This window comes from Aneurinibacillus tyrosinisolvens (genome assembly GCF_001015055.1).
GTDB lineage: Bacteria > Bacillota > Bacilli > Aneurinibacillales > Aneurinibacillaceae > Aneurinibacillus_A > Aneurinibacillus_A tyrosinisolvens.
This window is the reverse complement of record NZ_BBWZ01000002.1, coordinates 294626-315606: the sequence shown is the minus strand read 5'-3', so window position 1 is coordinate 315606 and position 20981 is coordinate 294626. Positions and strand designations below refer to the sequence as shown.

The 20981-nt window shown below is 45.4% G+C and carries 20 protein-coding genes and 4 riboswitches; of the genes, 3 read left to right on the top strand and 17 right to left on the bottom strand.

Annotated elements, in window-relative coordinates:
• The first annotated feature begins 110 nt into the window (after positions 1-110).
• A complete protein-coding gene (locus tag MBEAL2_RS28845; RefSeq protein ID WP_052947412.1) occupies positions 111-545 on the top strand; it encodes a hypothetical protein in 435 nt (144 codons plus the stop codon).
• A 368-nt stretch (positions 546-913) separates the two neighbouring features.
• On the opposite strand, the gene MBEAL2_RS03495 is transcribed toward MBEAL2_RS28845, so the two are convergent.
• Positions 914-2065, bottom strand: coding sequence for an HD-GYP domain-containing protein (locus MBEAL2_RS03495; RefSeq protein ID WP_369405462.1), 1152 nt, complete (start codon positions 2063-2065; stop codon positions 914-916).
• Between the two features lie 290 nt (positions 2066-2355).
• A riboswitch (cyclic di-GMP riboswitch) is annotated at positions 2356-2441 on the bottom strand.
• Positions 2442-2641: 200 nt separating this feature from the next.
• On the opposite strand from MBEAL2_RS03495, the gene MBEAL2_RS03490 reads away from it, so the two are divergent.
• Positions 2642-3784, top strand: coding sequence for a stalk domain-containing protein (locus MBEAL2_RS03490; RefSeq protein ID WP_047150920.1), 1143 nt, complete (start codon positions 2642-2644; stop codon positions 3782-3784).
• Between the two features lie 64 nt (positions 3785-3848).
• On the opposite strand, the gene MBEAL2_RS03485 is transcribed toward MBEAL2_RS03490, so the two are convergent.
• Together MBEAL2_RS03485 and MBEAL2_RS03480 are read right to left on the bottom strand one after the other, a co-directional pair.
• On the bottom strand, positions 3849-4610 hold the full coding sequence (locus tag MBEAL2_RS03485; RefSeq protein WP_052947411.1) for a ComFC family protein: 762 nt from the start codon (positions 4608-4610) through the stop codon (positions 3849-3851).
• 104 nt (positions 4611-4714) lie between these two features.
• Complete coding sequence (locus MBEAL2_RS03480; RefSeq protein WP_047150919.1) at positions 4715-5011, bottom strand: hypothetical protein; 297 nt, start codon at positions 5009-5011, stop codon at positions 4715-4717.
• Positions 5012-5022: 11 nt separating this feature from the next.
• A riboswitch (cyclic di-GMP riboswitch) is annotated at positions 5023-5105 on the bottom strand.
• A gap of 164 nt (positions 5106-5269) precedes the next feature.
• Here MBEAL2_RS03480 and MBEAL2_RS03475 point away from each other — a divergent pair.
• Entirely contained in the window at positions 5270-5497 is a 228-nt protein-coding gene (locus MBEAL2_RS03475) for a hypothetical protein (protein ID WP_047150918.1), read from the top strand.
• A gap of 205 nt (positions 5498-5702) precedes the next feature.
• Here MBEAL2_RS03475 and MBEAL2_RS03470 read toward each other — a convergent pair whose 3' ends face one another.
• The 14 genes from MBEAL2_RS03470 to MBEAL2_RS03415 form a co-directional block, all read right to left on the bottom strand.
• The gene (locus MBEAL2_RS03470) at positions 5703-7160 is read right to left on the bottom strand and encodes a CoA-acylating methylmalonate-semialdehyde dehydrogenase (protein WP_047150917.1); all 1458 of its coding nucleotides are present in this window, start codon (positions 7158-7160) and stop codon (positions 5703-5705) included.
• 31 nt (positions 7161-7191) lie between these two features.
• A complete protein-coding gene (locus tag MBEAL2_RS03465) occupies positions 7192-8631 on the bottom strand; it encodes a GntP family permease (protein WP_047150916.1) in 1440 nt (479 codons plus the stop codon).
• A 28-nt stretch (positions 8632-8659) separates the two neighbouring features.
• Positions 8660-9856, bottom strand: coding sequence for an iron-containing alcohol dehydrogenase (locus MBEAL2_RS03460; RefSeq protein WP_439644819.1), 1197 nt, complete (start codon positions 9854-9856; stop codon positions 8660-8662).
• 118 nt (positions 9857-9974) lie between these two features.
• Positions 9975-11261, bottom strand: coding sequence for a histidinol dehydrogenase (hisD, locus tag MBEAL2_RS03455; protein WP_047150915.1), 1287 nt, complete (start codon positions 11259-11261; stop codon positions 9975-9977).
• A 118-nt stretch (positions 11262-11379) separates the two neighbouring features.
• The gene (locus MBEAL2_RS03450) at positions 11380-12387 is read right to left on the bottom strand and encodes a LacI family DNA-binding transcriptional regulator (RefSeq protein WP_047150914.1); all 1008 of its coding nucleotides are present in this window, start codon (positions 12385-12387) and stop codon (positions 11380-11382) included.
• A gap of 35 nt (positions 12388-12422) precedes the next feature.
• Entirely contained in the window at positions 12423-12563 is a 141-nt protein-coding gene (locus MBEAL2_RS31575; RefSeq protein ID WP_161798158.1) for a hypothetical protein, read from the bottom strand.
• Positions 12564-12664: 101 nt separating this feature from the next.
• Positions 12665-12853: a hypothetical protein gene (locus MBEAL2_RS03445; RefSeq protein WP_047150913.1), complete on the bottom strand. Its 189-nt coding sequence runs from the start codon at positions 12851-12853 to the stop codon at positions 12665-12667.
• On the bottom strand, positions 12854-13006 hold the full coding sequence (locus MBEAL2_RS29985) for a transposase (RefSeq protein WP_082129731.1): 153 nt from the start codon (positions 13004-13006) through the stop codon (positions 12854-12856).
• 12 nt (positions 13007-13018) lie between these two features.
• A riboswitch (cyclic di-GMP riboswitch) is annotated at positions 13019-13105 on the bottom strand.
• 367 nt (positions 13106-13472) lie between these two features.
• On the bottom strand, positions 13473-15521 hold the full coding sequence (locus MBEAL2_RS03435; protein WP_047150912.1) for a methyl-accepting chemotaxis protein: 2049 nt from the start codon (positions 15519-15521) through the stop codon (positions 13473-13475).
• Between the two features lie 84 nt (positions 15522-15605).
• Positions 15606-16922 carry an APC family permease gene (locus MBEAL2_RS03430; protein WP_047150911.1) on the bottom strand — a complete coding sequence of 439 codons (1317 nt, stop codon included), beginning with the start codon at positions 16920-16922 and terminating at the stop codon, positions 15606-15608.
• 21 nt (positions 16923-16943) lie between these two features.
• Positions 16944-17840, bottom strand: coding sequence for an acetamidase/formamidase family protein (locus MBEAL2_RS03425; protein WP_047150910.1), 897 nt, complete (start codon positions 17838-17840; stop codon positions 16944-16946).
• The gene (locus tag MBEAL2_RS30960) at positions 17837-18016 is read right to left on the bottom strand and encodes a hypothetical protein (protein WP_152667681.1); all 180 of its coding nucleotides are present in this window, start codon (positions 18014-18016) and stop codon (positions 17837-17839) included. Before MBEAL2_RS30960 ends, MBEAL2_RS03425 begins: the two co-directional genes overlap by 4 nt.
• A gap of 193 nt (positions 18017-18209) precedes the next feature.
• Positions 18210-18296, bottom strand: a riboswitch (cyclic di-GMP riboswitch).
• Between the two features lie 324 nt (positions 18297-18620).
• Positions 18621-20417 carry an ATP-dependent nuclease gene (locus tag MBEAL2_RS03420; RefSeq protein ID WP_047150909.1) on the bottom strand — a complete coding sequence of 599 codons (1797 nt, stop codon included), beginning with the start codon at positions 20415-20417 and terminating at the stop codon, positions 18621-18623.
• Between the two features lie 236 nt (positions 20418-20653).
• The gene (locus MBEAL2_RS03415; RefSeq protein ID WP_047150908.1) at positions 20654-20905 is read right to left on the bottom strand and encodes an Rpn/YhgA-type helix-turn-helix domain-containing protein; all 252 of its coding nucleotides are present in this window, start codon (positions 20903-20905) and stop codon (positions 20654-20656) included.
• Between the last annotated feature and the right edge of the window lie 76 nt (positions 20906-20981).

Here is a 20981-nt window from a genome sequence, read left to right as displayed (position 1 = left end):
TGTTTAAAACTTATAAATGGATATCTTTGCCTTTTTGTCACATAAAAGGAACGCTATGCTGTCGTTTCCGTGATACAATTAAAGAAATGAAAAAGACCGGGGGCCGGACAATGAGTGATAAACTCCTGCAACAAATACTAGGGGAACTAAAAGACTTTAGAAGCGAGCAGCAAAGCATGAAAGAAGATTTGCGAGGCTTTAGAGAAGATTTACAAGGCATGAAAGTAGATTTACAAGGCATGAAAGTAGATTTACAAGGCGTGAAAGAAGACTTGCAGGGCGTGAAAGAAGAGCAGCAGAGCATGAAAGAACAGTTGAATGAAACAAATCAAATCGTTCGTGCCCTACGTGATGGCCAGGAGGAACTAAAAGCAGAGGTGGAAGGAATTTCGCTTGACGTCCATAAATTGCATGGAGAATTGGCCGTTATCCGTCGGGAGCACCAGCGGGATCGTGATATTTCTGATATGCGTGCCGGGCGAACGGAACGAGAGATTTTAGAAATTAACTCGCGCCTGGAACAACTGGAGCGCCGCGAAAACTAGATGATAGAATTAATTTTGATGACCCGGTAAAATCGCCGGGTCTTTTTTATTGTAATCCAAATGTTGCAAATAAGAAAAACATCGCGGGCATGCCGCTCGTCCTTTCCCCTTCTGGAAGTTGGACGGCCGCTTAGTCTCACGCCGGGCGGACCGGCAAAACATCTGGGTAACTTAGGTGTTGGAGACAATTGCCGGTCTTTTTCGCCCTATGGCAGGCGCGCTCCACAGGGGGAAAGAAAAGAGCCGTCATCGCCCGCGATGTTTTTCTTTGACTTTGGGACCGCACGGTCCCATGATAAAAAACTGCCTTTAACACTTTAAAGCAACATATACTTTCTTTAACGACAAAAAACCTGATCGAAATTTGATCAGGCTTGAAAAACACCCTCAACGATCACGGTCGGGTGATCGGCGAGAGAAATCTCTTCATTTGTTGAAAGAAGACGAATGACCGGCCGCTGCATATGCGTATGAATCCGGGTCACAATCGCAGCTTCCCCATCCCGCAGCTTAATCTTTGTTCCCGGCGGGTACGACGGTACGTTCCTTACAAAAGCGTCGATAATAGAAGGCAGGTAAGCAACCCCGCTCATCGCCATCAACCTCTCGACCGCTTCATGTGGAGGAACGTTGTCCCTGGAAACAAGATTTTCAAACAAATTCGCTACACCGCACACCTGGGCAAACTCCAGAAAATCCTTCCCGGCGATTCCGCGCGGATAGCCTTTTCCATCGAGTGTTTCATGGTGCTGGTAGGCAACGTGTGCAGACACTAAGTTCACTTCCCGAACCTTGCGCAGCGTGGCAAAGCCAGCCTCAGGGTGGCCCTTTTCGTCTCCGGCACTCAATTTGCCGATGTCATGGAGCAGGCATCCTACCGCCAGGTCATGCAGCTGGAGATCGTTGTACTGCATCTGCTTTCCGATTTGCAATGAGAGCAGCGCCACATTTACGGCGTGGGCATATTCAAACAGTTCCTCAGGCAGCGAGGAAGACGGAAACAAAACAATGATACGCCGGCTTTTCACTTCCATTACGAGCTTTCTCACTGCTTTTTGCAGCACAGCTACCGGGAACGGCTTGTTAGAAGCGACACCTTCAAACACCTGCTGCACGCCCTCGATGGCGTCCATCCAGGTAGGCATGTCCATCATTTCTTCCAGCGTAATCCCAGTGGATTCGACATCCTCAACGATGAGGCTGGAGATTTTCATTGCTTTAAGCCTATCTATATACATCGGATGAATGGATCGTCCGGCAGCCAGAAGAATCCTCCGTTTTCCGTCGTACACCGGCTTTGCCAATTCCATCGTATCCTGTTTATATTCTGAAATATGGATAATCCTCATATTCTGCCTCCCTGCATAATACATAAGAAAAACATCGCGGGCATGCCGCTCGTCCTTTCCCCTTCCGGCAGCTGAACGGCCGCTTAGTCTCACGCCGGGCGGACCGGCAAAACATCTGGGTAGCTCAATGATGGAGACAATTGCCGGTCTTTTTCGCCCTATGTTCGACACGCTCCACAGGGGGAAAGAAAAGACCCGTCATCGCCCGCGATGTTTTTCTTTGACTTTGGGACCGCACGGTCCCATGATAGTAATTCCCTTTAGCACTTTAAAGCAACATATACTTTTTTATACGATAAAGAAAACTTGGCTAGCGCCAAGCCACTGGCGCCGGCGATGGCCTTAGTTACCCTTATGTAGATAAGAAAGTTATACTTTCTTATCTACTAAAAAGACGGCTATTTTCCCATAGCCGCCGAGCAATACTCACTTAGTTCCGGTTCGTCTGCATGATGAGCATTTTCGGTAACCCGGCTGTCATAGTTAGAGAAACCTTAGACCCGTGGCTTTGCGTCCTTATCTTTCAATAAGTATGCCGTTATCGAAGCTTTGTAGTTATAAAGACATGAACCCTATTACATAAATACTCCTACATTTTTCACAAAATAGCAAGTGCATTTTTTGCGTTTTCACTTCCTTGTTCACAAGATAGACACATTTAACTTCCATATCCTGTACCAATTGGTCATACTTGTACGTCTGTAACTGTAGAACACCAATTAACTTATAAAGCAGACGGAGGAAAAAATGAACAAGCAGAAACCTTTACTTTTACTTGCCACTACACTACTGGCTGCATCGACCCTGGTCCCCGCCACTTATGCGGCAACTTCCAAAACGAAAAAGCCGGCTCCCAAACCAGCCACTTCCCAGTCTTACAAAAAACCTTCTACTACACAATCGAGCGTAAAGATGGTTTACAACGGCCAGGCGGTAAACACGGTTTTAAAACCTGTCCTGATTAACAACATGCCCTACATACCGGTAAACATGCTGTCGAGCCTGTTTAATAAAAATGTAGACATCGATCCAAAAACGCGCGCAGTAACAGTAACAGATAAGCCGGATACAAATGTGGCTGCTTTACAGGATCAACTATCACAAAAGGAAACGTATCTATCTACTTTACAGGGGCAGATGACACAAAAAGATAGCCAATTGTCCCAAAAAGAAGCAGATTTAAGGGCAAAAGACAACAAAATCGCAGACCTGGAGAAGAAAATTGCAGACCTGGACAAGAAGAAAGAGACAAATCTAAACGATATAGAAGATAAATTAATCGACAGATATAAGGATTACAAAAATGCACAATTTGATATTTCCCTGAGCGGAAGCAAGAACAGCGTACGGGTAAACATTGATGTTGACCTTGACCGTGAAAAAAGCGACTGGAACCGTCTTTCCTCGAATGATAAAAAGTCTTACCTTCAGGACATTGTGGATGATATCCAAAACGAATATGAGGATGCGGATGTTGAAGGCTATATAAAGGATGGATCGCGGGAATTGCTAAGCTTCGATATTGATTCGAGAGGAAACGTACGGGTTAATGATAATGCTAAGAATATTAATGATATAGAGACACAAATTGCAAGCGACTACAATGATTACTGGTCTGATATTGATTTAGACATTCAACTGTCCGGTGATGAGAGGAATACAGATTTCAAGGTAAACATGGACTATCATAGGTATAAAGCAAAATGGGACAATCTGTCTGATAGTGAAGTTAGAAGGTTGATGGAGAAAATTTATGATGAAATCCAAGGACAGTACCCTGATAGTGAGATTGTGGGTACGATTTATGATAGTTATGGAAGAAAGAATTTAGCTACTTATTCTGTAAATTCCCGGGGAAGCGTTAGCTTCAGCCGCGTAGCCGCATATTAATCCTTTTACTTTTCCGCCTTAGGAATCCAGGTCCGGTCGTGTTTGACCGGACTTTTCCCTTACACTACCTTGCTACCGTCAATCCATATACATCTGCACCTGGCAAACCGGCCTTGAGTGCATGCGCCGCCTCATTGAGCGTGCTCCCGGTCGTATATACATCATCCACAATAACAATCCGGCACGGAGCACTACTGTCCGGAACCCCCCATCCCGCCTCTGGGCAATAACTGAACACATTCTCCATGGCGTGCAGCCGTCCGTACCTTGTCCGTCTGCTTTGCTTCTCCGTCGCCCGCTTTCGTACCAGCAGGCCGGCCACAGGAACTCCAACCACCGAGCCCAGCAGGCGGGCCACCTCCTCCGCCTGATTAAACGTCCGCTCCCGCAGCCGCTCGGCATGCAGCGGAATGTATGTAATCCAATCGATTTGCTCCCCGGCGTAATACCTTTTCCATATCTGGGGCAGAAAACCCGCCATCATCCCTGCCAGCTTCCGGTCCCCCCGGTATTTATAACGGGCCATATACTCTTTCATCGCGTGATTGTAAGCCACCGCACTCCGTGAAAAAACAAAAAACGTATCCGGCCGCCGCGCGCAATCTCCGCACACGTCCCCCTCTGTCCACAGCCGGCCGCATACCCGGCAAATCGAACCGGATAAAAAACAGAACTTCGCAGCACATGCAGGGCATAGGGAAACACTCGTCCTCTCCCTAAATCCCGCTGCTATATTTCTGCCGCATAAACCGCAGCTCGGAGGCGGTGGATATAGTAAATCAAGCAGCCTGCCCGCTGCCTTCTTCCACCACAAATCCGCACCCATTTTCCCTCCCCCTTAGCACAGCCATAGCTCATTTCCATTAACCATTTTTTTACATTATAGCAAAAAAAAACAGCACGCCGAGGTGCTGTTTCCAATAAATACAATTATTTTTTATTTACAAATGTGTCCAATCTTTCTCTTGCTACCTCAATATTCATTGGATTGCTGGTAAGGGTATAGAGTAAACTCTCCATACTTTTCTCCATTAAAGAATGAATGATCGGCCTTTCATGCGTCATGATTTCCGCAGTGGGCGGCACACCGTGAGCCACTTTGCCCCGCAAAAAGCTTCGTAAAAAGTTCGTAAATAGATGCAAATGTTTTGGTTCGTCCGGGAACTTCTCACGTAAAAAAAGGAACTCCTTAACTAGCTCCTTCGCATTTATCCTATCTTTCCCCACATCTGTCCCTCCCTGGTAACTGGCTGGCATATCATAATGATGAAGCCCTATAGTTTTGCGCCCCTATCTTTCAATAAGTTTGCCTTTTTCAGTTAGTACTATTATAATAGGAAAAAAGGATTACGATAGCGAAATTCGACATTTTTTTACACAGCATGGTAAGGGAGTAAATAGACCGTCCTCTTTAGAACATTGTATACTATTGTTATTAGTCTATGTAGAGGTGGTGTGCAGGTGAGGCGAAGGAGGAATTCTAGAATGACAAGATCACTATTAAAAGCAAAAAGTAGCCATCTTACTCATAGAAATCGAACTGCTCGCATTCGTTCCAAAAAACGATTAGAGATCATAAACCAAAGACTCTCCTCCAATATCAATATAGACAAGTTATTCGCAGATGTTGAACCCTTAGTAATTGGTGAAAATGGTGTAGTCATGAATTTTAATCCTGATAATCCTCAGCATCAGAAATGGTTGGAGAATTAATGAAACCAGGTGAAATATGAATATATGAACTATAAATTAAGATAACCGCAATTATATATTGGACATCATAAAAGGCGCTTAAGGACTTCTCTGGCGCCTTTTATGATTGTTACCATAGCGGCTCCAGTTTGGAATCCACAAAAAAGGAACACCGAATCATGCCGGTGTTCCTCTCCTCTATGTTAACAATATGTTCTCCGCTCTCTTAGTAGCGTGCGGTCAGCATCTTCTTACGTGTATAGAATTCCACCCCATCGCGGCCGTTCGCATGAAGGTCACCGTAGAACGACTTCTTATAGCCCGAGAATGGGAAGAACGCCATCGGTGCAGGAACCCCAACATTTACGCCAAGCATACCCGCGTCAATCTCGTCACGGAACTGGCGCACGGCTTTCGCGCTGTCCGTATACAGGCAGGCACCGTTCGCAAACTCCGATTGATTCGTAAGCCCAATCGCTTCATCCAAATCTTTTACACGTACAATCGAGAGAACCGGAGCGAAGATTTCATCCTTCCAGATCTTCATGTCCGTCGTTACGTTATCAAAAATCGTCGGCCCGACAAAGTAGCCGTTCTCGTTTACTGTGTCTTTTCTTCCGTCACGGATGAGCTGGGCACCTTCCAGTTCACCGGCTTCAATATACCCAAGCGTACGTTCCTTATGGGCATCCCGGATAACCGGGCCTAAGAATACACCTTCATCTAAACCGTTCCCAATTTTCATGCTGTCCGCTTCCGCTGTGAGGCGCTCAATCAGTTTGTCTGCAACATCGCCTACTGCTACGACAACAGCACATGCCATGCAGCGTTCACCGGCAGAACCGAAGGCGGCTCCGATAATGTTTTTCACCGCAATGTCCAGATCCGCATCCGGCATAACGATAGAGTGATTTTTTGCGCCGGCGAGAGCCTGGACGCGTTTACCGTGTGCAGCCGCTGTCTTGTAGATATATTCAGCAACCGGCTGGGAGCCGACAAACGATACGGCTTTGATTTCCGGGTGCTCAAGAATTCCGTTTACCACATCATGCGCCCCGTGAACAATGTTCAGGACACCGGCTGGAAGCCCGGCTTCTGCAAACAGTCCAGCCAGACGGTTGGCCAGCAGCGGCGTGCGCTCGGAAGGCTTGAGAACGAACGTGTTTCCGCAGGCAATCGCGAGCGGGAACATCCAGCATGGCACCATCATCGGGAAGTTGAACGGTGTAATTCCGCCGACAACGCCGATCGGGTAACGGTACATGCCCGATTCAATTCCGGTTGCGATATCTGGCAGCTGGTTCCCCATCATAAGGGTAGGCGCCCCTGCCGCAAATTCTACACATTCAATCCCGCGCTGCACTTCACCGTACGCTTCTTCAAAGCTTTTACCGTTCTCGATCGTGATCAGGCGGGCCAGCTCTTCCCAGTTGTCAACAAGCAGCTGCTGGTATTTGAAAAGAATGCGGGCACGGCGCGGCACGGCTGTTTTCTTCCATGTTTTGAACGCTTCGTTCGCTACCTCAACGGCCCGGTCTACATCTGTGCGTGTGGACAGCGGAACATACGCAATCGTCTCCCCTGTTGCAGGGTTCGGCACCGCTTCTGTTTTGCTTCCTTCAGCGGAGACCCATTGTCCACCGATGAAATTCTGGACGGTTTGTGCTTTTGCTTCTGTTTGCATAGATAAAAACTCCTCTCAGTTTTTCCTTCTATTATACAAGACCCGTTACACTGTAGATAAGGATAATAAAGAAAACGGCCAATGTTTTGAAAATGGTTAAGGTGAAGATATCACGATAAGACTGGCGGTGGGTTAATCCGGTTACCGCAAGCAGGGTAATAACAGCGCCGTTATGCGGCAGCGTATCCATACCGCCGGATGCCATCGCAATAACGCGGTGCATAACCTCAGGCGGAATATTAAACTGGGCAGCCGCCTGCGCGTACTTTTCCCCCATGACACTGAGGGCAATACTCATACCGCCGGAAGCCGAACCGGTAATTCCCGAGAGAATGTTCGTCGTTACCGCTCCATTGATGAGCGGGTTTGTGAACGTGTGGCTAATGGAGTCGCGCACCGCACTGAAACCTGGCAAAGCCGCAATCACACCACCGAATCCGTATTCAGAACCTGTATTCATCGTAGCCAGCAGCGCGCCGCCGATCCCTACATTAATGCCATCGCGGAATCCGGCTTTTACTTTCTGCCAGTACAATGCAATCGTCATAAGAATCCCGATAGACAGGGCCATTTCTACGGACCACACACCGAGAACTTTCGACAAGTCAACCTTCCCGAACTCCTTCAATCCAATGGAAGCAAACTCAAAATTCTTCGGGAACCAGGTAGGAATCCACAAGGTGAAAATTTTATTCGTAATTCCGACAAGCACAAGCGGCAGGAAGGCCAGAATGTCACGGACCGTAACCCCTGCTTTATCAAAAGATACCCCTTCCGCCGTAAGCGGCATTTCAGCGGCTACTGCCATTTCCGAACGGGCATCCCCGAATCCGAAGTATCCTTCTCTTTCCTTCTCTGCTTTACGGCGGCGTGTTTCCAGGTACCACATGCCGAATCCGAAAAGGAAGAGCGTCCCGCAAATACCAAGCACAGGCGCCGCATAAATGTCTGTTTTAAAGAAGGATGTAGGAATAACGTTTTGAATCTGCGGCGTTCCTGGCAATGCATCCATGGTGAATGTTAAGGAACCAAGTGCAATCGTTCCCGGGATTAAGCGTTTTGGAATGTCGGCCTCCTGGAACAGCTTGGCTGCAAAAGGAAACACGGCGAAAGCAACAACGAACAAACTTACTCCGCTATAGGTCAGAACCGCACAGACGAGCACGATGGCCAGCATGGCACGTTTTGCGCCTACGAGCTGAACGATAGAGCGGGCAATCGACTGTGCCGCACCGGAAATTTCAACAACCTTACCGAATATTGCCCCCAGCAGGAAGACCGGGAAGTAAAGCTTAACGAACCCGACCATTTTTTCCATGAAAACGTTGGAGAAAAACGGAAGCACATAGGACGGTTCAGTCAACATTACAGCAAGGAGTGCACAGAGTGGAGCAAACAGAATAACAGAAAATCCACGGTACGCAATAAACATAAGCAGCCCCAGGGCTAAAAGAATGATGAGTAAATCCATGCTGCAATCTCCCCTTTATTTATAATTTCTATGTTTCACTCGCTATCTTTTCTTCAACAGCAAACTGATAGTCATAGCAAGTATGGTAAAGCTGAATGATTTCTTCTTCTGAAGGGACACGCGGATTGTTGCCCGGGCTTCCGCTGGCAATCGCATCCACTGCCATTTTCGATACGAGCATCTCGAACTTTTCTTCTTCAATTCCCCATGTTTTCATGTTCGGGATTTTTAAATCCAGGCACAGCTGCTTCAGTTCGGCTATGACCATCTCAGCCAATTCTTCATTGGAAAGGCTGGCTGCCTCCGGGCGGATAAGGCGGCCAATTGCGGCTAAGCGTTCTGCTGCACTGTCCTTTGTAAACTCGAGAACAGCCGGGAGAAGCATGGCATTCGACACACCGTGCGGCACATGGAACAGGGCACCAATCGGGCGCGACATCCCGTGCACGAGCGTAACAGAAGCGTTCGAGAAAGCGACGCCTGCCAGCATGGAGCCGAGGGCAACCTTGTCTCTCGCTTCAATATCGTTTCCATTCTCATACGCGCGGCGCAAATGTGTGACAATCAGCTCGATGGCGGATAGAGCGAGCGTATCCGTTACGGGCTGGGAGCGCCGGGAGATATACGCTTCAATCGCATGGCACAGCGCATCAACACCGGTCGCTGCCGTCACGGAAGGCGGACAGGAAACGGTAAGCTGCGGATCTACGATGGCAACCGCGGGCAGCAAGGCCGGCTGTGATACCATCATTTTAATGTCCTGTACCGTGTCCGTGATGACGGTTACTTTCGTTACTTCCGACCCTGTGCCGGCTGTCGTAGGAACAGCCAGAAGAGGGATGGGAGACTCTGTGAACAGTTTCTTGTTCCCCATGTAGTCGCTCATGCTTCCGCCGTTCGTCGCAAGCGCTGCAACGGCCTTAGCCGTATCGATGCAGCTGCCCCCTCCGATGGCTACAATGACATCACAACTTTCGGTTTGAAAAAGAGAAAGCGCTTCCTTTACGTGGATGTCTGTAGGTTCAGAATCGACGCCCGTGTAAGTAGCGATCGCCAGCCCTTCGTTTCTCAGGTGCTCCACACACAGCTCCACATTGCCGATTTGCTCCATAATGGGATCGCTTACAATTAACGCTTTCTTGCCGTATTTTTTGGCCTGTCCGCCGATTTCCGCAAAGGATCCTTCTCCATATAAAACCGCAGCAGGCATAAGCAGTTGATGCACTAAAGCCATTCTAATTTCCTCCTTTTTAAAGAGCCACATAGTAAACTTGCCTTTTTCCTCCTCAAGGAAGAGGTGTTGTGCCATCCACCTCTTCTTGTTCCTTTCGAAACTTTCCTACTTATTGAACGGTTACTTTTCCATAACGGCGTACACGCAGCAGGGCTTGTTCACGGTGTCCCGCGAAGTGCTCCAGCTCGCAGAGGCGCGCGGCATATTCACCGATGTGAGCACTTGCCTCAGGCGTGCATTTCTGGTAAGTACAAGTCTTGATGAACTTTCCTACCCACAGTCCGCCTGTGTAGCGTGCCGCCCCTTTGGTAGGGAGGGTATGGTTTGTTCCGATGACTTTGTCGCCGTAGGCAACGTTCGTCTCCGGTCCGAGAAAGAGCGCACCGTAGTTTTTCATGTTCTCACGGAAGTATTCCGGATTCTCTGTCAGCACCTCAACGTGTTCGAACGCTAGCTTGTCCGCTTCTACTACCGCTTCTTCCAGGCTGTCCACCAGGATAATGATGCCGTTGTCTTCCCAGGCTACACGCGCAACATCTGCAGTTGAAAGAACGTCCAGCTGGCGCTCAATTTCTTTCACTGTTTCTTCTGCCAGCTCCCTGGATGTTGTAATCAAAGCGCCCGGTGAAGTCGGACCGTGCTCCGCCTGTCCAAGAATGTCGCAGGCGACCATTTCTGCATCCGCTGTCTCATCAGCAATGACGAGTGTTTCGGTCGGCCCTGCAAGAAGGTCGATCCCTACGCGGCCGAACAACTGGCGCTTCGCTTCTGCCACATACGCATTCCCAGGCCCAACGAGCATATCTACCGGAGAAATCGTTTCCGTACCGATGGCCATGGCAGCCAGCGCCTGGACACCGCCGAGAAGGTAGATTTCATCTGCGCCCGCTAATGCCATGGCGCAAACGGTTGCTGCCGGAATTTCGCCGTTAATAGGCGGCGTGCAAGCGATTACACGTTCAACACCGGCAACTTTTGCGGTCAGAATACTCATGTGTGCGGATGCAACCATCGGGTATCTTCCGCCGGGAATGTAGCATCCTACGCTGCTGACCGGAATGTTTTTGTGGCCTAAGATGATGCCGGGAAGGGTTTCGACTTCCACATCGCGGATGGAAGCTTTTTGTGCTTCAGCAAAACGTCTGATTTGAGCCTGCGCGAATTTGATGTCCTCGATGGTTTGCTCGGACACGCTGTTCATGATGTCTTGGATTTGGGACTCGGACAGCCGGAAGCTTTCAGGTGACCATTTATCAAACTTCGCTGATAGTTCCCGAACTGCGGTGTCCCCTCTCTTCGTTACATCGTCGATGATGCCGCGTACTGTTTCATATACTTGTGCTTCTGCCTGTGCAATCTCTATTTTGCTTTTGCCGGTTTTCAAATACTCTGCCATTGTTTTTCTCCTCTCCGTGCGCTTCTCATTCTTTTTTGCATACGTATGCAAAAGCGCTTACAAAACTAACTTGTATTAAGAGTACCACATATTAAATTTTTGTGTCAAGTCGAACAATTTAATTAATTCTCCGGTTCATGACAGATGTACGCTCGATTAGTTTTCCCATAAACAGTTCCGTAACCGGCTCGCTTTTTTCCTTTGCCATCTCGTTTGAGAGTAAATCGATTGCAGCATCAACCATATCATCCACAGGCTGCTGCCACGTAGTAAGCGAATAAGAAGACCATGAAGCAGAAGTGATGTCGTCAAATCCGATAATCGAAACCTCCTCCGGAACGTGGATACCCAGTTGTTTGGCAGCATCGATCGCCCCTAATGCCATAATATCATTGGCGCAAAAAATTCCGTCCGGCGGCTCAGGGCTTTGCAGCAAGCGAACCGCAGCGGCATAGCCGCCTTCATACGTGTAATGGCCGACCTCGCGCATAAGCTCATACCCGTGTTTGGCCAGCACTTCTTTGAACCCTCGCTGCCGGTCCTGGCTTGTTGACGTATTCTCTCTGCCTGCAATATAAGCAAGCCGGTGATGCCCGCTTTCCAGCAAGTATTCTCCGATTTTCTTCCCGGAGAGGTAATTGTTACAGCAAACAATGCTGCAGGGGGAGTCTTCGATGTAGCGGTTAAATAGAACGACGGGCACTTCATTTTGCAAAAAATTAGAGGTTAAAGAAGACGATAACGTAGCATCCGTTACAATGACACCGTCTACGTTGTACTCAAAAAACTGCTCGATTTCATCATGCTGCACATCGTCTTTTTCTGTGTTGACAAACAGGACATGGTACCCTCTTTTGCGGAGCCCTTTTGAGAATTTTCCCAGCACTTCCGGATAGAAAGGGTTCCCGGTTTCTCCCATTACGAGGCCTACCATATACGTTTTATTTGTAATCAACCCTCTTGCAATGGCATTGGGGTGATAACCCAGTTCCTTCGCTGCTTCTAGTACGAGCCTGCGTTTTTCTTGCGATACACTGGCGCCTGGAGTGAAAACCCGTGAGACTGTGGACTGAGAAACCCCCGCCAGTAATGCGACATCGATGGCTGTTATATTTGTTTTTTGCACGGCTCTACCCCCTATCTCTCAAATGAATGAGAAGATTATAACACATCCCTCTTTGTAAGTGACAACTGATTCATCGTGGCAGAAACAGGCCGTTTCACTGTTAAACGATCGTTTAAATTTCTTTCCTGGCGAATTCCCGGGATAGGCGCATGCGGTGTCCACGTAAGGCAGTTCATTTTTCCCGCCAATTTCCTCGTGCAGCGAACGGCACAGGGCAGCACATCACCGCTCTTTGCATAAAAGCCGCTCCTTAGGCAGGAACGGCTTTATTCTTGCTTTAGAATTTTTTTAAGATGGCACCTTGTTGTATAAATTTTGTGATTTTACTTACTGAAACGCCAGTAGCATTCGCAATTTGCATAGCATTAGGCGCTGAATTGTTTTTTATGTATTCTCTCACTTTTTTAAAATCTTCCTGATCTTTTTGCTGCTCTTGTTCACTGAGAAGGCTATGTTTTTCCTGCATTTACATGCCCCACTTTCCTTCTTTGTATTCCTTCATCCAACGGTATATGATGTTGCTGTTTAAATGATATTTCCTCGCTATTATACTGGGGCTTCTTTCCTCCAGTGTTTCTTTAATAACCTGGACTTTAAATTCCTCGGAAAATTTCCTCATATTTTTTCCCCTTTCGGTAACCCGGCTGTCATAGTTTGATTAAACTTTAGACCCGTGGCTTTGCGTCCCTATTTTTTAATAGGTTTGCCCTTATCGTAGTTTTAAATATTTTATCATATTTTGGTGAAAAATGCCGAAATTCGATAGAATAATCCTCTTCTTTTGTTATAATTATCCTAAACTAAAATTTCGACAAAATTCATCAATTTGTAACAATCAATACACGCACTTAGTAATTAATTCGTTTATAATTTAGTAAAAAATCAGAATAGAGGAACAACACAACATGAATATCATTTTAACCGAAGCAAAATGCCAGGGATGCGGAGCTAAGCTTACTGAATATGAAGTTGAAGAAAAAGAATTTCACTGCATGGAATGCTACACGGAAAAAGTTAAATCAAATTAAATAAAAGCCACCGACCTGGTATCATCAGGCCAGTGGCTTATTTTCATGAGAGAAGCGTTACACTTTAAATTTCCCAATTGCCTCTTGCAGCTCTTCCGCCATACTCGTTAGAGAAGAGGCAGAAGCCGAAATTTCTTCCATAGAAGCCAGTTGTTCTTCCGTAGCTGCCGATACATTCTGCGTTCCAGCTGCGGCGTCCTCTGCCACTTCCGAAATAAGCTGAATCGAGTGCACGACCTGCTCTGTGGCTGCAGAAATCTGCTGGGCGGCGGAAGAAACCTGCTCGATTTGACTTGCCACTTCGTTGACAGAATGCTGGATTCGTTCAAACGTTTCACCGGATAAATTGACAACGCCAATTCCCTCTGCGACTTCCTTCGTAGCGTTATCCATCGATTGAACCGTTTTATTTGTTTCTTCCTGAATCGCCGCAATAAGCTGTCCAATTTGCTGCGCTGAGTTTGAGGACTGCTCCGCTAGTTTGCGCACTTCATCCGCTACAACTGCAAACCCTTTTCCGTGCTCTCCCGCTCTGGCTGCTTCGATAGCCGCATTTAAAGCGAGCAGGTTGGTTTGGGAAGAAATGTCGGTAATCACCTGCACAATCTGGCTGATTTGATTGGAGCGCTCGCCCAGAGCTTTGACCGAATCCGAAAGGTTACCGAATGTATTGCTGATGGCGCTCATTTGTTTAATCGCCAGTTGAATATTTTTCGCCCCTTCTTCCGCTCTTCCTGAAGTATCGGCTGCCGCGCCGGTAACATGCTGCGCGTTTTCGGCAATCTTTTGGACACCAACGGCCAGTTCGCCAATTGTTCTCGAACTCTCATCTACGCTTTGCATCTGTTTATCCGTACCCGCAGCCACCTCTTGAACGGTAAGGGCGATTTGTTCGGTAGCTTTCCCTGTCTGCTCAGCACTTGCGGATAATTGCTCGGCTGAAGCAGCCACCTGCTCGGAGCTTTGGCTTACCTGCACAACGATATTTCGTAAATTTTGTATCATTGTATTGGTCGCATTCGTCAACTGGCCAATTTCGTCTTTTGATTTCACAACCATCGTTTCTTCGCTCAAATCTCCTGCGGACACCCTGTTCGTAATTCCAACCAGTTGTCTGATCGGATAAATTAATTTGCGGTTCACAAAGAAATGAAGAATGGCAGCAAAAACAGCCATGGCGATAAGGAAGACGATTGCACTTGTCAGCAAGTTACTATTTACCGGCTGCACAACTTCCGCTTTTGGCAGAACAGTAACAACCTTCATGCCTGTTTCTCCAATAGGGGCATAGGTAACATAGCTGTCTTTGCCATCTATCGTGCATGTTGTCATCTCCAGCTTGTTTGCTTTTACCAGTTGTTCACCTAAACTCTTAATAGCAGCATCCTTTTCTTCCGTGATTTTAACCTTCATATTTTTTTCGTTATTTTTGTGCCCCAGATAGTATCCGTCCCTGGAGACAATGAAGGCATAACCCTGTTGGCCAATTTTTAAACCGGCGACATACTTCTCGATTTCCTGCAGTCCAATATCAATGGTAGTACTGCCATTGAATTCTCCCTTATTATTTAAAATAGGCGTGACTGCACTGACCATGGGGATTTTTGTGATCGGGTCTGCATATGGATTCGTAAACTGTATTCTTTTCATTTCTTTTGCAAGTTTATAGAATGCATCGTTCGTGTAATCATACTTCCCATCATCATAAGAGATGTTGACGTAAGGGGTCCCGTCCTCTTTCTTAGAAACATAGGCAGGGTATAATTTTTTCTGGGGGTTGTATGCATAGTATTCCATCCAGAACCCAAGTCCAACGATGAGTTTGTCATATGTTGCGGCCTCAAGCATATACTTATTTACTTTATCGATATCCTTTGCATTCGTTTGTGAGACATATAAAGCTAAGCTTTCGCTTATATCGGCAGGGTGTGAAAAGGCTTTGTCCAAATCCTTTGCTATCTTGTCCGCTTCTATTCGCAGCTTTTCCTCGGACCCCTGTGTCGCTATTTTTTTAAATTCATAAAAGCTGAAAGCAGATTGCAAAGAAAAAATAACAAGAGTTAGCACCAGTGTCATCCCTACTATAGCCGTTCGAATACTTTTCATAAATTACCTCTCACAATCAATCATATTTTGTTTCCATTGAGGTCACTTTCTCGGTGAGCGTCTGAAATAATACTCGGCTTGTCGTTACATATCTACTGTATTGTTTTTAAGGTACTTCTTTCGAGTTGTTCTCCCAAAAATATAATAATAAGCGACACCTATAAGACACCAGATTACACCAACCAGAATAATTTCCCATCCGGAGAAAATAATGGCCAGCGAGTAGAGTACAATCCCAATAATCGGGGTTAGTGGGTATAAGGGAACACGGTACGGCCTTCTCATCTCAGGGTATTTTCTTCTCAAATAAATGAGTAGGAAGCAAGCGATGATATAACATGACGCATATCCGAAAACGCCCAGAAATCCTGCCCATACCCAGGCTCTTTCTGTAATGGTCGGCAAAATAGAAACCAAAATCATGGAGAACCCTGTAAAATAAAGCGCCCCTTTAGGAATGTTATGTTTTTCATCGACTCTGGCAAACACAGGGTGGAACCAGCCTTCCCGTGCCATAGCATACATAATCCTTGTTTGCCCCATTACGCCACCGTTTACGGTACTCATGGAACCGGCAAAACTCTGGATAGAAAGCCAGGCTAATCCAATGCCGCCAAAGATCATTCCCCCCGCTTTAAGCAGCGGAGCCTGTCCGGACAATTCAGCAGAAGGCAGCAGCCCAAACAATACGGTGGCGAAGCCTCCAAAAAGAATCGTCAGGAACGCAGCAGCGCCGATGAGAGCTTTTGGAATATCTTTTTCCGGGTTTTTCGACTCTTCCGCTAACGTGGCGACGACTTCAAAGCCACAGAAAGCAATCACAACGAAAGGCAATGTTTTGAGAAGCGGCAAGAACGTTCCATTTGGCGCAAAATTAGAATACAATTCCGGTTTAAGCTGCCCAATTCCTAAAATAATAAACATTGCGGATGACACAATAAGAATGATACCAAAGCCTGCCTCTACAATCGTGGATAGCTTTACACCAACATAGTTAAAAATAAGGAATAATATGGCCGTACACAGCGCCCCTGTCCACTGAGGAACGGAAGGAATTAATTCATGAACGTAAATCCCTACTGAAACTAGCTCCACATTTAACCCAAACAACAAAGCGAACCAGTAAATCCAGCCAACCATGAAGGAAAAAGGATGTTCTTCTCCAAATGATTGTTTCGTATACTCCCATATTCCCCCACACTTCGGAAACATCGTAGCTAACTCTGAAAAAACAAAGGCTGCTGCGAAGGTGGCTAATCCACCCACAATGAAATAAGAAAGACAAGCGAGCGGACCTGCTTCTTTCGCAGCACCCCCCACTCCAATCATAAATCCGGAGGCTACTACTGTCGCATAGCCCGTCAATAAAAGCAGCCATTTTCCAAGAACCCTATCAAGCATAATCGTACTCCCCTTCACTCGTTAGCCCAGTTTATATTCATATTGATCTAAAATCGATAGAGGGAACTCCATGCGCGCTGTCATTAAAGGATCGACAACCTGGCATATCCTTAAATCCCCCACAAGAGATAATAACATTCCCGCTTCTTCTACACTCATTTTCAAGTTCTCTACTAAAAAAGAATGCATGTTGACTGTGGCCATTTTCGCTGCTTCATCTAACGTTTCCGCTGAGGCGATCGCCATCACATTTTCACCTTCAACCAGCATAGGCAGCGGTAAAGATTGATCCTTCAGAACAGAAACTTCAACGGTAATCTCACCGGGAATCTCAAGTCCGCAGATGACAATTTCACCGTCACCCATAACCGCATGCAGATCGCCCATTGACAGCAAGGCTCCGGGAACATTCACCGGCAGATATAAGGTGGCCCCTTTTACGATCCGTTTGCAGTCCATATTTCCGCCGTGCGCTCCCGGCGTCCCTGTTGGGATTTCTTCTGTTTTCGGCGCGGTACCGATAACCCCGATCATCGGTTTTACAGGGATTTGAATCTTGTCGTTGAAGAGCGCCTTGCCATCCTTAATGGAAATTACTTTTGTTTTTTCCTCTGGAATGATGTCACCGAGAACGCCCATTTTCGGCGCAGTCGTCATGACGCCTTTGTCTTCGATTTTGATATCGAGAATTTTTACTTTTAACACATCACCGGGTTCAGCTCCGTTAACATACAGGGGACCTGTTGCCGGATTAATTAAGTCCCATCCAACCGAGCTAAATGGCTGATCTTCCTGCTGGATTTGATTGCTGAAGCAATCGCATGTTTCGAAAGTGACGACACTTCCTGAATCCGTACTGGCTACTTCTTTGTTTCGGGGCGACATTTTCAGGACAACTTGCTCTTTAGGAATTCTCATCTTCTTACCCTCCATTTTTTGTAATCAATAAGAAAAACATCGCGGGCATGCCGCTCGTCCTTTCCCCTTCTGGAAGCTGGACGGCCGCTTAGTCTCACGCCGGGCGGACCGGCAAAACATCTGGGTATCTCAATGATGGAGACAATTGCCGGTCTTTTTCGCCCTATGTTCGACACGCTCCACAGGGGGAAAGAAAAGAGCCGTCATCGCCCGCGATGTTTTTCTTTGACTTTGGGACCGCACGGTCCCATGATAGTAATTCCCTTTAGCACTTTAAAGCAACACACACTTTGTTTAACGATAAAAAAAGCTAATCCTCTACCGGATCAGCTCTGACTAACTCTACATATCTTTTTAATTCAGAGACTTTTCGGCAACCCGGCTATCCTGGTTTCTTTAACCGTTGGACCCGTGGCTTTGCGTCCCCACCTCTCGATGGGTTTGCTATTATCGAAGTGCTATTTTGTTTTAGGATAAATATTCCAAGATTAATACTATTCTACAATGAAAAATGGACCATGACAATAGTAATTAAATTTTAAGAAAATTCGAGGTGTAGTCTAAGAATTCCACACCTACATTTTAAAGGGCTTCAACCAATGTTGAACCCCTTCATCTTACTGCTTTTTTGCCAAATGTTAATTCTATGTTAAACGTTGGTCCCTAGAAGTGCATTCTGCAAAAGAGAAGCTCTTATGCTTGCAACTACTTTGGAATAATTAGTTATGTATTAATTTTATGTAAATGTAAAAGATAAATCGAAACAGATTCCAACAAATACTAAACTATTGTAGGGTTTTCCTCTTCCTCCCATAATCTAATTAAAAATTCCTCTTCCCTGGGTTCAGTCCATTCCTCCAAAGCTTGTTTCATTTCCTCCCAGCCATAAAGGGTTACTAGGGTTTCGTTCCTGTGATCCGGTTCAACTGTTGCTACTCCATAAGCAGCTTTTATTATTTCTAATATTCCAACAGGCAATTCACCAAGCTCTTTTCTATTTAAAAATTCATACGCTGAGAAAGATTTTGATGATCCCTTTTCATATTCTTCAGGCATTTCTGCTTCAAATGTATATTGAAAAACAAATTTTTTATTCCCTCGTGCGAAAGTTAACTTTTCCAACTTGTGGTTCAAAGTCAAAGTAGACCTTAAGGAACTGCTATTTCTCCTTCTACCTTTTTTATCATATTCGGTTATATCATAATCATGAATTACTGTATATTTTATACCAAAATTATTCAGAACGTTTAGTAACACATACATCGTTCCTTTCCCACTACAGTTGACAACAGAAGTTTTATAATAGTCTTCTGAATTTAATAATCCATTTTCCACTAGCTTTTCCCCTATAACTTTAAGAGCTATTACTTCCGTATCCCCTTCAACTAATATTACTCTGTCCGCGAAAAATACTTCATTTACATAAGGATTAAATTTTAAGAGCGCTTGAAATCGTTCCTTTTCTTGGACAGGTAGACCGTATACGTCTGAATTAACCTGTTCTAAGCAAACATCGTTATTTCCGTTTAAACATAGCTTTGCAAGGGTTCGATTTGGTTTAGATAAATCTACAAAGTTAGGTGAATGTGATGTAGCAATCACCTGGAAGAAGCCGTCATCTGCCAAACTGTATAATGTATCCTTGAAAATCCTAGCTAGATGAGGATGTAAATATAACTCAGGCTCTTCAAGGGCAATAATAAGAGGTCTGCTATTTTCCATCTCCTCTGTTTCAAATCTTCTTTTATATTTTTTGAACCCCTTAAAAATAGATAAAATAAATGTTCTCTGCACACCATTTCCTTGATGACCAAGTGTAGTATCCAGGCCGTTATAATTGAAATTTGTTACAAGCGATGTACTCACAATTTCATCTAGAGGACTAACATTTACTTTAAATTTAACATCTGTTGATGTCACATCTTTTAAGAACTCTTTTACTTCCTCTTCGAAGTATTTTATTTTTTCATCGTTATGGTCATTTATCCTTTGCTGAAGTAATTGAGTTTTTTCATATGCTTCCTGGTACTCTTCTAAACCTTGTACTACACTCTTATAAAGACTAAAGAGGGTCTTCATATGAGCGGACTTTTCCTTAAGTTCATCATTAGCATCTTTAACAGCAGGAATATATATAACTTCTGGAAAAACGTTCAGAAAGTGTGAACCGTTCCTCCCTCCACCTAATCTCCCATCCCAACCATCTTGCCCAAGGTCATGGGTCTGGGGACCAGATGTCTTAGAGGCACGCTCCACATTTTGTCCTTCTTTATATATAGATCTGACGATAAAACTTCCAGAATCGATATGTATGGAGTTGCGAATTCCGTGCATTTCTATCTCTTCATCAGTTAATTCGGTGAATGTCGCATGGAAGCTAATAGGTTGAGTAGTATCATGCTTATGATACAAACTCCTATCAAGCTGCTGTTCCTTACTTCCAAATTGATTTAATGCTTGAAGAATGGTACTCTTACTACAATTATTTGGACCGATTATAATAGAAATGTTCTCAACGTCTATAAAAAGCTCCTTGATTCCTTTAAAGTTTCGTATTGTAAAGTTATTTAGCTTCATGAAAATAAATCCCCCCTTATAACAATATAATTCTTCATTTTTTTCCAGATAACCTTCTTATTCACATTTTTTTAACTTTTAGCCTGGTCATAACTAATTAACCACTATTCGTAAAAGTATCTTTTATGATATATAACAAAGACAGCAAATTTCCTTTCCCTTTTCTGTTTTTTCCTGCTCTAAACCTATTTCAAAAATAAAACCCTGGCTTTGGAGTGCCCAACCAGGGTGTATTTTTATTCTCTGCAAAACTGTTCAATTTCTTCCTGTGTGAGCTCTGTTAATTCGGCTATGGTTTCGTTATCCATACCTTTACGTATCATTCTTAAGACTACCTTGACAACCCCACGTTTTTCGACTCTTTTTAAAGCGGACAACTCATCCAATAACGCTTTCCGCCGGGCTTCGTAAGCAAGCAAAACTTCAGGGTCTTGACTCACTCTGTCCCATTCATCCATTGCTTTTTTCAAGGTTTGATCTTCCTGCATCGCGAGTTGACCTCCCCATGTATGTTTATCTTCCTTTACTTCTTATGATACGTAAAAAAAAGTAAGCGAGTTTGTT